Here is a 13,788-nt window from a genome sequence, read left to right on the forward strand (position 1 = left end):
AATATACAACAAAAAATCTGGCGGGGCAAAACAGCGGGGTAGGGCAGCCAGGTAGCCCGCGGGGCTCATAACCCCGAGGTCGGTGGTTCAAATCCACAAGCCGTAGCCGTATGGCGCGGCTGGGGAGCCCCCGCTACCACCGCCCGCGAGGGCGCCCCGCCACCAATTCTATAATCTAAGACAAAAACATTCATGTAGTGTCTGTTATTAGTACATTAAGAGATTAAGTGATATAGAATAAGAACTAATGATTTTCTCTTGTACCATATGGTAGTTAAATTATGAACCTACAGAATAACAGAACAATCTTTTATTTTATGTCATAATTTATTGGGCTCGTGTATCGGTTGGCTGCGGCCTTCCTCATTGTGTCGGTGTCCGTGAGACTTCCTCATCTATTGTTTGTTCTTGTTTGTTAGGGTAGTAAATGTTTTGTGCTGATTCGGGTTTTCTTGTTTTGGGTGGTGTTGATTGTCTCGTGTCTTGGTGTTGAGTGATATCCACGGCAATATTGATGCGTTGGAGAGTGTTTTGGATAGCATTGCTTTTGATGAAGTTATTGTTCTCGGCGATCTCGTTGATTATGGTCCTGAGCCGGGTATGGTTATTGATGTTATTAGAGAACTAGATCCTATCGCTATTGTTCGTGGGAACCATGATCATGCTGTTGCGTATAATGTTGACTGTAGGTGTGGTGAGGCAACACATTGGTTGAGTGTTTATACACGTGAGCATATAAGCAAGAAATCGTTGTCTAGAAACGATATCGCGTTCCTCAGGAATCTTCCTTTGAAGAATATCGTGGACATTAGCTCAATGAAGCTAGCTGTAGTACATGCCTCACTGGAAGACCCTCTTTACGACTACTTGTATCCATGGCTTAACGATGCAGAGATAACGAGGAGAACTATAGACAAAACACTTAATGAGCACCCGCATATAATACTTGTTGGCCATACTCATTACCAGTTTTGTAGAAGAGTAAAAGATGCTCTATTAGTGAACCCGGGTAGCGTAGGTCAACCTAGAGATGGGGACCCACGTGCAAGCTGTATAGTGATAGAGACTGATAGAGACTGGCCAAAGATAACATTTGTGCGAATAAAGTATCCCGTAGAGAAGACAATAATGAGGCTAAGAGAACATGGCATAGAAGATGTCTACTTGAGGACGCTAGAATATATTCTCAAGAACGCTGTTGTTCCACGAAATCATAAAGCAATTCATGGTGATCAACAATAGTGCCGTAGAGTTTATGTTAAGAATTAAGACATGTATTGTAGCTATACCTAATGTTTTTAGTTTTAAGTTAAATGCTGTGAGAAAACATGTTCGTCTTTCTTACACTACGAATAACATATATCATCAATACTCCCACGAGAACTCCTACCGCTAGTCCTACAATGAAATAGTATCCTGGGTTCAACGATGCTAACTCTCCTTCAGTCTTTTCTGAAGAACTAGTAGTGCTTGTCGTTGTTGTTCCTGTAGGTGTTGGTGTGATTGTTTGTGTTCTCTGTTTTATCACTATTACTCCTCCAGTTATGGAGCCTCTACAATACTCAATTACTTTTGCATGTATTGAAGCAAGTATGTATATTGTGATGGCTTTTAGTGGCTCTCCAAGCCCATATACTTCATCACCATATAGAACATAGTATTGGGGGAGAAGGATTGCCGGATTCTTCTCTAGGAGTCTGCTAAGCGAAACCATTACTTCACTTCTTATCTTCGTTGCAAGCATGTTTAGTGTCTGTTGGTCGTTAGTAAACATGTTATGAATACTTGCAATAGAGTATGCTAGAGCATTCACGATCTCGCCGAGCGCTATAATGGTCTCGTTTTTCCTTCCTATAAACACCGAGGCTCTATCCATATGCTGTATTGCTTCATCAAGTTCACTGGGCGTAGAGCCTATGTCTTGCGACAAGGAGTACGCGTATGAAACAATGTTTTCTGTTAAACCATAGATGAACAGGGTGACAGAATATATTCTGTCCATAGTGATGTTACTATCGTCTATACAATGTTGTAGAATCTTAAGCCAGCCATGTATGCTTTTTACTCTACTTATCGTGTAAGAGAAGTCGTTAACTGCAGCACCTATGTCGTTCTTGCTGAGAGCTTCAACGCCATTATTGTAGTAGAGTACTGCATCAGTGTATCTTGATGCAATAGCTATTAATACATCGAGTTTGCTTAGACCAATGCTCTTCCCTGTAGTATACTTACTTATGATAAGGCTAACATTATCTAACGTTTCATTAGCTTCTCTTGCGAGGATGTTAATATTACTTGCATTAATAAGTACTTTAGTAAGCCAGTAACCGTATATTGCTCTATACAAGATTGTAAAAGCCTTGTTTGCGGCAAGTACTATATCTCCTGAGCTGAGAAGACTTTCTGTCTCGTTGATACCATCCTCAACTTCGGCGATAATGTTACGTATTGTCCCTCTGTAGAATGGGTGTATTTCATCTAAAACACTTTTCATGTACTCTACTTTATCCATTGCCTCGGAGGTATAGTTTGCCACAATATCCTCTAGTATCTCTTTAAACCAGTCTGGCAACACTGGTTTCACTATATTGGCTCCATAGGATATGTTGTAGCCGGTAAAGTACGAGTATGCTTCTCTAATACTTGCTACCTCAATTACTTTCACTCCAAGCTTCTTACCGTATTCCACTAAGTCGAGACGAGTATACTCAACTCTATGAACAACGCCCCAAGGATACTTTATGGTAGTAATGTTGGGTACGAGTACTACTCGTTGACCATAAGGTATTAGGAATACTTTAAACCCGTGTTTAGCCGCTGCTTCCAGCTTAGATTTCAACCCGCCCACAGGACCAATAGTGCCATCAGGGTTAATCATGCCGGTCATTGTGACATTGCTTCTAAGCGTATGGTTTAGGAGAAGTGATAGAATAGCGATAGTCATTATAGCTCCGGCACTAGGGCCTCCAACAACGATGCTGTTGGAAGACATTGTTATGTAGTAGTCATAGTCATAGAAATTGACCCCTGCGACATCTGCTGCTACAACCGCTGCAACACGAGCAGTGGCTTGTGTATCGATCTGTGTCAGAGGTTGTGCTTGGAAAAACACTTTACCCGAGCCAGGGTAGGTGACGATAACATCTACTCTTATCAGCACGCCCGGCGAGTACTCCGACCCAGCTACAGCTGGCGCATAGACAGTAACTTCACGTGTCCACTTGTAATTGAATAAATTACTGCTCAGCAATGGCGTTGAGATAGAGACCAGAAGTATCATCAAGAACAGGCAAACGAGCAGACGCCGCAACAGTATTCACCCCATAAGTTTTTCTCAGAGAATAGGACACACAAACCTAGTTAGATAAGGATTACTTCACGCACCATGGGTATAGGTAATGACTAGATATGTGTTGATGTCGTTTAAACCACTATTCGCATACAAGATCCTAGGGAAAGCAATGGATTGTGAGGTAAGAACGTATTTCGGCGAGATAAGAGAAGGCGATATAGTACTCGTGTACGCGTCATCACCCATCAAGGCTATTCTCGGATACTTCAAAGCAGGAAAATCCTTCACTGGGACATACAAAACCATAGTAGAGATCTTGAAAAGAGAGTGCATGATGTTCGATGAAGATAACTGGAATTTTATAAAACGATACCAGCACTCAAAAAGAAAGCTTTTACTATTAAAAATAAGAGAACCAGTGAAACTAAAGAACCCAATAAGCCTGCACGAACTAAGAAGAACCTATGGAGTCAAACAACCTCCAAGAAGCTACAGTATAGTAGAATTTAACGTAGGAGAAGTCACTAAGGTAAAATAAGTCTATTAATTATAGTTAATTGCAATCAAGTATTACCCGAAGCAAACATGTTTTAATAAAACATAGCTGCTAATACACTTATAATGACTAGAGACGTATACACGTGGTGGTTTAATGCTTTCAAGACCAATGTTGTTCATAACACTCACGATACTCTTGATCACGGTAATAGCTATTTCAACACACTTTATATCATCATCATACTCATCAATAAGCAATGAAATAAACAAGCTCAACAACAAGATCGACTATATAGACACTAGACTACATAATATAACGAGAGAACTAGAGGAACTAAAAACTATTACCTTGAACAAGACAAGAAACAAGACAACAATAATATACAAACCCATAATAATACCATGTAGCCAAGACCCATCAATATCTATTAACGTAAAAATAGAGAACATAACAGACGACGGAACCCTCCTAAAATTCAGAGTATACATAACAAACAATGGGAACACAACAAAGAAAGACCTACTACTCGTAATCATAACATATGACGAACAAGAAGGATACAAAACCACAATAAAATACATAGACGAAATAGAGCCAGGAATAACACTTAGATTCGACTTCACATACACTCAACCGACAATAACAAGATACTACATATGCGTACTCACACCAAACAAGCCATAGAGTATTAATTACTGTAAACCATGTTATGTTTTATGTCAAACACTATTACTCTTTCATAGGTATTCGTAGAAGTATTTCTTAATTGTGTTACATGATTATGTCCTGTTGCCACAGTTTTCATGAAGATCTTCAACTAGATTTATACCACAGTATAGTTACCACAGTTTCTGGTGTTTGTTGTAGTGGTGTCAAAGGGTTATGGTAGCGATTCTGTGGTATATGGCTGTGGCAATACCTATGTCTCAAGGGTGGTTGTAATGGTGTTTTATCGCATTAAAAAGGTTAAAGGATACTACTACCTCTACAAGGAATGGTACGATTCTGAGACAAAGAAGAGGAAATCGAAACTGATAGGCAGGTGTGATAAGCTTGAAGAACTAGTTAGCTGGTGCGGGGGGTGGGATTTGAACCCACGCAGGCCTACGCCATCGGGTCCTAAGCCCGACCCCTTTGACCAGGCTCGGGCACCCCCGCACCTGTTTGTTTTATGAATTTTGTTTAGGGTTATAAGGTTTATACCTGCCTGGATGAGGGTTTGTTTATTCTTCTACTTCCTGATGACGTTAATGCTTTCCATGGTGTTTCATATAGCTGGGTTCCTGGGCGTAGTTATTTTTGATGTGTTTTGTGAGAGTGTGTGTTCAGGGAATAAAAGTTTATGTTCTAGTTGTACTTATAGTGTTTGGGTGAAGTCTCTTGCCCCGTGTGCCCGTGAAACTTGTGTCTTGGGAAGAGATTGTTGACTGGAGTTATAATCTTGCTAAGAAGATTAGGGAGGCAGGATATAAGCCTGATGTCGTTGTTGCTCTTGCTCGTGGAGGCTATGTACCGGCCCGTCTTATCTGTGATTTCCTTGACGTAGAGAACCTCCTGAGTATTCAGAGCCAGCATTGGACAGAGGCTGCTAAGAAGGAGGAGCGTGCGATCATAAAATTCCAGTACAAAGTTGATCTGAGTGGACTCAGAGTACTCATTGTGGACGATATATGTGATACTGGTGAGTCTCTTATTCTGGCAAAGAACTTTATTCAGGAGAACTGGAACCCAGCTGAACTCAAGATTGCTACACTTCAGTGGATAAGCCCTGTAGCCAAGATCAAGCCGGACTTCTACTACATAGAGGTCAAGGACTGGACCTGGTTCCAATACCCATGGACGAGACTTGAAGACACATACCAGTTTATAAAGAGGATGATGCAGGAAGCCTACAAGGAGAAAGGAAAAGAGGAATGGACTTACAACGAGATCCTTGAGGGATTCAAGGAATGGTACGGTATTGATGTAGGTGAACTATACTACAAGGAGGCTTTGAAGCTTCTCGAAGAAAAAGGAATAATAAAGTATGATAGAGACCGCGATGTATACATACTATTGGCGAAACCATAGCATAGTAATTAAAACACTAAGACAATATATGACAATGTTTTATAGTTTCTCTACATACTATTTTATTCGGTGAAATTCTATGCTTGTTCCACCAAAGAAAAAAGCCGAGATAGGGGTTATTGGTGGAAGCGGCTTATACGATATACCCGGCCTTACTGATGTCGAGGAGATAAAAGTATATACACCTTATGGCGCACCCAGTGACAACATTATACTCGGGACACTTGAGGGCAGAAGAATAGCTTTCCTACCAAGACATGGGCGTGGTCACAAGATCCCTCCACATAGGGTAAACTATAGGGCAAACATATGGGCTTTGAAAGCATTAGGCGTGAAATGGGTTATAGCATTCTCCGCCGTGGGGAGCCTCAGGAAAGACTATAAGCCAGGAGATTTCGTTGTACCAGACCAGTTCATCGACATGACCAAGGGAGTAAGACCATTCACATTCTTCGAGGGAGGAATAGTAGGACACGTCAGCATGGCAGAGCCTTTCTGCGAGCACTTGAGAAGAATAATAATCGAGGCAGCCAAAAACGTGAAGAACCTCAAGTTACACGACAAAGGCACATACATCTGCATAGAGGGGCCTAGGTTCTCCACTAAAGCGGAAAGCAAGATCTGGAAAGATGTGTTTAAAGCAGACATTATAGGGATGACTCTAGTCCCCGAAATAAACCTGGCTTGCGAAGCGGAACTATGTTATGCAACAGTCGCGATGATTACTGACTACGATGTCTGGGCTGAGAAGCCGGTCACAGCAGAAGAAGTAGTAAGGACAATGCAGGAGAATACTGTTAAAGCCAGGCAACTACTACCAGAAATAATCAAGAGACTACCCGAAGAACCTGATCCAGGGCTGTGTAGTTGTTGCAAAGCACTCGAAACAGCTCTACTCTAGAATACCTGAGGAAAATCATCGAAGTAGGTGAACGATGGGCCAAAGAGGCCAAGAGTAAGCTAGTCGACTTCATAAAGACAAGGGGAGGAGAACTAGTAATATCATATAGCAGCCTAGGCTACTCACCAGCATCAATCCTGTACTGGCTGATAACAACAGCCAACCCCGAGAAAACACCAGTACTCCAGGATACCGACACTATAGCATTGTATAGACTTGTCTACAGGAAGTCATCAACAGTAATTGTTTTCACGACAAGAGGAGACGACCCCTCACTAGTGAGAATAGCTGATGCATCACGGTGGACGGGAGGCAATATACTAGTAGTAACTCCTAAGCCTCCAGACATAGTTGTTGAAATGCTGAGAAACACGCCACTCATAACCGTGCCAGGCGGGCCAAACGAGATCCTGTTGAGCTTCTATGAATCACTACTAAGCCTTTACACAGGCGTTGACCTAGGTGTATCTATTGGTAAGCGGCTAGAGAGACTCAAAGAATTCATAAACGAAGGATACGGTGTAACAGTTGAAGAACTTCTAGAAAAATACAGAAACATAATCAATAACGTGAAAGAAGAAGAACACATCATAATCACTTCAACGAAATTCCTTGAACCAGCCTCATACATACTGTTATCAGTTTTGATGGAGAAAAACGTGAAAGCATCATTTGTACCAATATCACTACTTAAACCAAAGAGGAATAATGTTATACTAATAGTTTCTTCAAGCGTGGAAGAATCATTGCTTAAAGAAAAGAAGATGAAGGCATTGATGAGCGGCGCTAAGGTCTATGAATTAACATTCAATGTTGACCCATTAGAGCTACCGATTTACCTACACATACTAGCATTATCTATCTAGGTAGCAAACCTTTTTTGCTTTTACAAAACTAGTTTTGAGTAACAAGAAGATAATGGGTGATACTGCGTGGCTTCAATACTGTATTCTAGGAAACCACTAATCATAGTATTCATAGGATTGCTTATATCCGCAGCCTACATGACGTACTACTTTACAACAGAAGCGATCATATGGGGTACCGTCGCTTCCGTAGTTTTACTCCTATACATATGGGCGTATACATCAAAACATGTTGATTTAAGAGACTCTATCTCAGCCATAGTCTTGGCATCAATATTCCTCGTTATAGGCGGTGTTATAGGTGTAATACTTCACGGAAGCATTGGGGCAGTATTTTACACACTAGGCCTACTTGTTTTATCCTTAGGCATAGTTTACTCCTTGACAAAATACCTTCTATAACCCCTTTTACCACAAGAATACATGACGTAGACAAGTAGTTTTCTTAATAACTAGCATGCGAGGCGATTACTACGAGAATCATTGTTTTACACTACCATACCAATCCAACATGGAGTTGCCGCGAGTTACTGAAAGCAGCCGAGCATAGAGGTATAGAAGCTGTTTACGAGAGAATACAGTCTCTCGATGCAATGATTAATGACAAAGGTCTTGATGTCAGTGTTCGTGGAAGCAGAGTAAACGCTGATGCCGTGATTGTGAGAAGCCTAGGAGCAGCACCATCAACAGAACAGTTATTGAAGAGAGTAGGTGTTCTCGAGGCTCTTCGTTTAACAGACCGCATCGTAATTAATAAGCCTATACCAATGTTCTTTGCGAGAGATAAATGGTTCAGCATACTGAGACTCAAAACAGCTGGGCTACCGGTACCAAGGACGCTAATAACAGAGAACCCCTACACGGTAATGAGATTTATCAACGAGTACAAGAAGGCTGTAGTGAAGCCCGTTATTGGTAGCCTAGGGCTTGGCTCAACTTTTGTAAACGACCCCGACATAGGGTACCAGGTTTCAAAAACACTACTGTCATTCAAGCAACCTATCTACATACAAGAGTTCATTGAAAAACCGGGTTTTGATTACAGGATATTTGTTGTAGGAGACCAAGTGGTAGCGGCAATGAAGCGTGTTATAACTAGTGGGTGGAAGACAAATATAGCCCAGGGAGCTAAAGGGGTTCCTCTAAAGGAAAACGATGATCCGGAAGCTTATGAGCTAGCCTTGAAGGCTGTGAAAACTCTTGATCTAGACTATAGTGGTGTCGATATAATCGTCGATCAGGATGGAAAACACTATATTATCGAAGCAAACGCATCACCCCTCTGGAAGGGGCTCATGGAAGCCACAGGAGTGAACCCCGCAATACACATAATAGACTATATTATCGATAAATACAAGAGATGATGAGAAGCAAACCGGTTGAACCCTCCATGGGGTTGTGATAGAGAGCTCTCACACTGATCAAACAAGCATTGTTACCCGTTTAACCGACCTTAATACAAGCATAGTATTAGTATCAACTACACCATCAACGAGCCTGACTTGATCGATAATATTAGCTAAAGCCTTCTGGTCTTCAGCCCACACCTTCAATAACAAATGATAATCACCGGTTACCTCGCATAATTCAACAATGTTATCCATTTTAGACAACCTTATGAGTACATTACGAGTCTTCTTAGGATCGGTTTTGATGAGCATGTAAGCCTGGACACTAAAGCCAAGTTTTTCCGGATCAATATCAACAGTGAACCCCCTGATAACACCTTTCTTCCTCAGTTTCCTAAGTCTCACGAGAACAGTGGCTGGACTAACCCCCAGGCGCTCAGCAATCTTCCTATAACTCATTCTTGAATTAAGCATGAGCAATTTTATGATCTCTCTGTCAAGGTCGTCAAGGTCTATACGAGAGCTCAATACACAACACCACCATGATACCCATCAACAAAAATATGTTAGGTACTCAAATAAAATAAGTTAAGTTGAAGAAAATTATTGAAGGACACCAATATAGTTTTGGCTTACCAGTAGTTCACCAATCAAAATAGCTGTTCCAGCAGCACCTCTAATCGTGTTGTGACCTAGTACAACAAACTTCACGCCATTAAACACTTTATCTTCTCTTATCCTCCCCACTACAACACTCATGCCCTTCCCTTCATTCCTGTCGAGACGTGGCTGGGGTCTATCTGGCTCGTCTCTTACGATTATTGGGTTCTTTGGGGCTGTCGGCAAGTTTAGGTCTTTTATTTTATTTTCTTTAAACTCCTTCAATACCTTCTTTAAAGAATCTAGATCAGGTTTCTCTACTGTCTCAATAAACACGGCTTCAAGATGTCCATCTAGGACCATTACTCTATGACAACTAGCTGAGACTCTGATGTCAGCGTACTGTATTTTGTCTTTCTCGAATTTACCAAGAATTTTCAGTGTTTCACTCTCTACTTTCTCTTCTTCTCCTTTAATGTATGGTATTACGTTATCAAGTATTGCTACTGAGGGGACGCCACTGTATCCTGCTCCAGATAGCGCCTGCATTGTTGATACAATTACTTTCTTTAAACCATAGTTATCCATTATTGGTTTCAGCACGAGAGTTAGAATAGCTGTTGTACAGTTTGGTACTTTAACCAGTATTCCCTTCCAGCCATACTTGCTTTTCTGAAGCCTAGCTATCTCTAAATGATCGGCATTAACTTCTGGATTGAGTACTGGTACATAAGGATCCATTCTCATTGGACTAGCATTAGATACCACTACGAAACCTCTCTTGACAAGCTCGAGTTCTACCTCAACAGCTATGCTTGACGGTAAAGCCGAGAATACTAGATCTGGTTTCTCCCTAGAAATAATATCTACATCAACTTTGACAATCTTCATATCACCGATGTCATCTGGGAGAACCTCATCGATAACCCATTTCACGGCATCTCTATATTTCTTGCCAGCAGACTCAGGAGAAGCCATTAGGATCTCTGGATCAAACCATGGATGCCTTGCCAAAAGCGATACCATTCTCTGCCCAACAAGCCCTGTAGCTCCTAGAACACAAACCCTATACCTCATAGCTCCCCCACTCCAGAACAAGGTTATGGAGAACATGCAGAGCCTTGCCCAGCATCTTGTCTTCGAAAAGAAGTACTATAGAGGGTCTTCCCTTGATCATATATAGTCCTTCAAAGAATAAATCATGGCTACTAATATAGTCTATAATATCCCTCATGATAGTAGGCGTGCTAACACCCTCACCAACAAGAGCTACCGGAGATCCTCTATTCTTTTTCCTGAAAGCAATTAGTTTAGGCCCTCTCAATGATCCTTCAGCATAGTTCTTTACTATAGTCGTTCCCCATCTATCCCAACAGCCTATATGTACCACGCTGCCATGTATGTTTATGAGAGGATGGAATGTTCTCGGATGCAATCGTTTGCCTCCATAAAACGATGCTTCAATAGCTTCGCTATAACTTAGTACACGAACTATTCTTGGCGATGAAACGTATTTTGGGTCACAGGTCATGATGCCCGGTACATCGGTGACCAGGTATACTTCCCTTAAGCCCAGCAAGGCAGCAATAGTAGTCGCCGTATAATCTGATCCACCCCGTCCAAGAGTAGTTGTTGCACCATAGTTATCAGATCCGATAAACCCTTCTATAACGCAAGCTATCCCGTCTTTCAACAAAGCATTGATACCAACTAGTCTTTTCCTTGTCTCATCATAGTTTATTACTGCATTACCATGGATGGAGTTTGTTTTTATGATGTCTCTGGCATCAACTCCTACAGCTTTAACGCCGACCAGGCTCAATGCTTCAGTCATTATGATTCTACTTAGTCTTTCTCCAAACGATAACATTAGGTCTCTTGTAGCATTGTCTCTGGAGAGATTTGATTTGAAAACTATTTCAAGTCTATCTAGCTCTTCTCTGACTCTTCTTACAAGACTCTGTCCCCCAACATATGATGCCGCGTTAATATACCGCTCCATTACCGCATATAGATCATTAATAGAGCCATTGTATGCTCTGATAAGGCTATCGGTAACTCCTTTCATAGCTGATACAACAATTACTGTGCCTAATCCTTGCTCTATAAATAACTCCTTAATCTTCTCTGCTGCGTTAATATACGATCTACCATCCCTTAAGAGAGAACCTCCAATTTTCAAGACAACACTTATCATCTAGTCATCACCCCAATGCTTAATATATCATCGAGAACAGCATGTGCCGTCTCTACACCGCCAGCACCCTTGCCTATGACAGTAATTGTATTAACATCAGTTTTCACAACAACACAATTGAGCGTACCATTAACAGACGCTAGTATATTACTGCGGGGTATTTTCTCTACTCTAACAGATCCTTTTCTATCAGCGACGTGAAGTCTTGCAATAAATTTTATGACCATACCGTTTTTGATAGCATTGTATACATCACGTAGATCTATTCTGGACAAATCTTCCCTCACAACATCGCTGAGCCTGATAGGCGTACCTAGAATATTCGATATTATTACAAGTTTTGCAGCCGCATCAAAACCCTTAACATCAAGATCGGGGTTTGCTTCAGCAATACCGAGGACCCGTGCTTTCTTTAAGGCATCACTAAACGATACAAGATTCTCATGCATTTCAGTTAAAATGAAATTCGTAGTACCATTAAGTATTCCTTCAACAACCTCTACCTCATACCCCTTCAGCCCCATAAGCAGATCTATAAGAGGAGTGCCAGCCATTACTGTCGCCTTGAATTTAACAATAAGGTTTTTCCGTAGAGAAGCTTCCATGATCTTATCATACTCTAGTACGAATGGCGCTTTGTTTGATGATACAACATTTACGCCGTGTTCTAGTGCGTACATTATATGTGAAAGACCAGGTTCTCCGTTAGTGTAATTAGATGGTGTTAGCTCGACGTGTACATCGGGTAGGATTCTTGCATAAACGTCTTTAAGCCCTGCATTGGGGATACCGTAGGGCTTGTAGAGACATATACTAGATCTTGGTAGCTCGCTTAGTTTCAGTAACTCGTAAGGAGATAAACCGTTCTCTTTCACAACAGCTCCTTTTGAGTCCATTACTGCTACAACGTTCACTACTATGTTATACTTTTTCTCGATAAACTCCTTTTTGTGAACCAGTAGCTTCGCTAGATTCCTTCCAACGCTACCAAAGCCTACTATGGCTATATCGAGTTTTTTAGCCAAGGCAATAATCACCCCACGATTCTTGCTCCTTGATTAGAAATCTTGGTTACATAGAGTCTTGATTTTACACCAATGTTCAGCAAGTACTCCATTATTTTTGTGCCAGCCCTGTAGGCATCAACTTCATTTCTATAGATCGAGAACACTGATGGCCCTGCACCAGCTATATTAAAGCCGAGTGCACCGTTTTCACGGGCTATCTTCTTTAGCTCCCAGTAACCGGGTATAAGCTTCGATCTGTATGGCTCTGCTATATAGTCCATTGAAATACTTTCACCAAATAGTTCCAAGTCTTCTTGGTATAATGCATGGATCATTTTTGCTATGTTAGCATACTGTTTTACACAAGCATCGATAGTTATTTCTCTCGGTAATAGAGATCTCGCGAGCATCGTCTTCTTAAATCCAAACGATATTTCTGGCGATACTATTGCGATCCAGAAGTCTTTCTTCACATCGATCTTATATGCGTTCATACTAACAGGATCCACAATAACTATTCCTCCAAGAAGACTGGCCGCCACGTTATCGTAGTGTGGTGAGCCAGCAGCCAGTGCCTCGCCTTCGCCTGCAAGTCTGATTAATTCTCTAATATCTAAATCCAAGTCAAGAACTTTTGATAAAGCATAGATTGTCGCCGCCGCGGTTGCACCAGAACTACCAAGCCCTAGAGAGACTGGTACACCTTTGAATACTGTTACATAGAAGTCTTTATCATGTAATCCATACTCCTCAATAGCTTTCTTAACGACTCTATAAGCTACATTGCATTTACCATCAGGTACCTTTATTCCTTTTGACTCAACAATTATGTTCCCCGCACCCTGCTCAACAACTATTTTTACGCGATCACTTAACCCCTCGATAGCCATGGCAAGTACGTCAAATCCTGGCCCAATATTGGCTATGGAGGCAGGTGCTTCAACAACTATACTTTTTAGCTCTTTACTTGCTCCAACATGAGTATTATTAAGACCAGGAACTACCAT

General features: G+C 41.3%; 14 protein-coding genes and 2 tRNA genes. 9 read left to right on the top strand and 7 right to left on the bottom strand.

What is annotated here, in order from left to right; genetic code table 11:
- Window positions 1–32 precede the first annotated feature (32 nt).
- Window positions 33–139: transfer RNA gene (locus tag J4526_00400), tRNA-Met, on the top strand.
- A 332-nt stretch (window positions 140–471) separates the two neighbouring features.
- Window positions 472–1,242 (top strand): metallophosphoesterase family protein, encoded by a 771-nt coding sequence (locus J4526_00405; GenBank protein WFO75404.1) that lies wholly within the window; start codon window positions 472–474, stop codon window positions 1,240–1,242.
- 67 nt (window positions 1,243–1,309) lie between these two features.
- Here the strand turns inward: J4526_00405 and J4526_00410 are convergent, their stop codons facing one another.
- Window positions 1,310–3,310, bottom strand: coding sequence for a hypothetical protein (locus tag J4526_00410; protein WFO75405.1), 2,001 nt, complete (start codon window positions 3,308–3,310; stop codon window positions 1,310–1,312).
- 88 nt (window positions 3,311–3,398) lie between these two features.
- On the opposite strand from J4526_00410, the gene J4526_00415 reads away from it, so the two are divergent.
- Both J4526_00415 and J4526_00420 read left to right on the top strand, forming a co-directional pair.
- Window positions 3,399–3,830 carry a hypothetical protein gene (locus tag J4526_00415; GenBank protein WFO75406.1) on the top strand — a complete coding sequence of 144 codons (432 nt, stop codon included), beginning with the start codon at window positions 3,399–3,401 and terminating at the stop codon, window positions 3,828–3,830.
- Between the two features lie 114 nt (window positions 3,831–3,944).
- Complete coding sequence (locus J4526_00420; GenBank protein ID WFO75407.1) at window positions 3,945–4,475, top strand: hypothetical protein; 531 nt, start codon at window positions 3,945–3,947, stop codon at window positions 4,473–4,475.
- A gap of 386 nt (window positions 4,476–4,861) precedes the next feature.
- Here J4526_00420 and J4526_00425 read toward each other — a convergent pair.
- Window positions 4,862–4,949: transfer RNA gene (locus J4526_00425), tRNA-Leu, on the bottom strand.
- A 222-nt stretch (window positions 4,950–5,171) separates the two neighbouring features.
- On the opposite strand from J4526_00425, the gene J4526_00430 reads away from it, so the two are divergent.
- From J4526_00430 to J4526_00450, 5 genes are all read left to right on the top strand, one after another.
- Entirely contained in the window at window positions 5,172–5,861 is a 690-nt protein-coding gene (locus J4526_00430) for a phosphoribosyltransferase (GenBank protein WFO75408.1), read from the top strand.
- Window positions 5,862–5,940: 79 nt separating this feature from the next.
- Window positions 5,941–6,762, top strand: coding sequence for an S-methyl-5'-thioadenosine phosphorylase (locus tag J4526_00435; GenBank protein WFO75409.1), 822 nt, complete (start codon window positions 5,941–5,943; stop codon window positions 6,760–6,762).
- A complete protein-coding gene (locus J4526_00440; GenBank protein WFO75410.1) occupies window positions 6,732–7,628 on the top strand; it encodes a hypothetical protein in 897 nt (298 codons plus the stop codon). Before J4526_00435 ends, J4526_00440 begins: the two co-directional genes overlap by 31 nt.
- Window positions 7,629–7,694: 66 nt before the next feature.
- Window positions 7,695–8,030, top strand: a complete 336-nt coding sequence (locus J4526_00445; GenBank protein WFO75411.1) for a hypothetical protein — start codon at window positions 7,695–7,697, stop codon at window positions 8,028–8,030.
- Between the two features lie 65 nt (window positions 8,031–8,095).
- The gene (locus J4526_00450; protein WFO76256.1) at window positions 8,096–8,992 is read left to right on the top strand and encodes a RimK family alpha-L-glutamate ligase; all 897 of its coding nucleotides are present in this window, start codon (window positions 8,096–8,098) and stop codon (window positions 8,990–8,992) included.
- 57 nt (window positions 8,993–9,049) lie between these two features.
- Here J4526_00450 and J4526_00455 read toward each other — a convergent pair whose 3' ends face one another.
- The 5 genes from J4526_00455 to J4526_00475 all read right to left on the bottom strand — a co-directional run bounded on the left by J4526_00455 (window position 9,050) and on the right by J4526_00475 (window position 13,788).
- Entirely contained in the window at window positions 9,050–9,505 is a 456-nt protein-coding gene (locus J4526_00455) for an Lrp/AsnC family transcriptional regulator (GenBank protein ID WFO75412.1), read from the bottom strand.
- Between the two features lie 75 nt (window positions 9,506–9,580).
- Entirely contained in the window at window positions 9,581–10,654 is a 1,074-nt protein-coding gene (gene asd / locus J4526_00460; protein ID WFO75413.1) for an aspartate-semialdehyde dehydrogenase, read from the bottom strand.
- Entirely contained in the window at window positions 10,644–11,774 is a 1,131-nt protein-coding gene (locus tag J4526_00465; protein WFO75414.1) for a hypothetical protein, read from the bottom strand. The genes asd and J4526_00465 overlap by 11 nt, the downstream gene beginning before the upstream one ends.
- Window positions 11,771–12,799 carry a hypothetical protein gene (locus J4526_00470; GenBank protein ID WFO75415.1) on the bottom strand — a complete coding sequence of 343 codons (1,029 nt, stop codon included), beginning with the start codon at window positions 12,797–12,799 and terminating at the stop codon, window positions 11,771–11,773. Before J4526_00470 ends, J4526_00465 begins: the two co-directional genes overlap by 4 nt.
- Before the next feature lie 8 nt (window positions 12,800–12,807).
- The gene (locus tag J4526_00475) at window positions 12,808–13,788 is read right to left on the bottom strand and encodes a homoserine kinase (protein WFO75416.1); all 981 of its coding nucleotides are present in this window, start codon (window positions 13,786–13,788) and stop codon (window positions 12,808–12,810) included.

The organism is Desulfurococcaceae archaeon MEX13E-LK6-19 (genome assembly GCA_029637525.1).
Classification (GTDB): Archaea; Thermoproteota; Thermoprotei_A; order Sulfolobales; family Desulfurococcaceae; genus MEX13ELK6-19.

What these genes read in the sequence shown, in the direction of transcription:
- J4526_00420 (WFO75407.1), top strand. Translation starts at nt 3,945, where the DNA reads ATGCTTTCAAGACCAATGTTGTTCATAACACTCACGATACTCTTGATC.
- J4526_00475 (WFO75416.1), bottom strand. Translation starts at nt 13,788, where the DNA reads ATGGTAGTTCCTGGTCTTAATAATACTCATGTTGGAGCAAGTAAAGAG.
- J4526_00465 (WFO75414.1), bottom strand. Translation starts at nt 11,774, where the DNA reads ATGATAAGTGTTGTCTTGAAAATTGGAGGTTCTCTCTTAAGGGATGGT.
- J4526_00415 (WFO75406.1), top strand. Translation starts at nt 3,399, where the DNA reads ATGACTAGATATGTGTTGATGTCGTTTAAACCACTATTCGCATACAAG.
- J4526_00435 (WFO75409.1), top strand. Translation starts at nt 5,941, where the DNA reads ATGCTTGTTCCACCAAAGAAAAAAGCCGAGATAGGGGTTATTGGTGGA.
- asd (WFO75413.1), bottom strand. Translation starts at nt 10,654, where the DNA reads ATGAGGTATAGGGTTTGTGTTCTAGGAGCTACAGGGCTTGTTGGGCAG.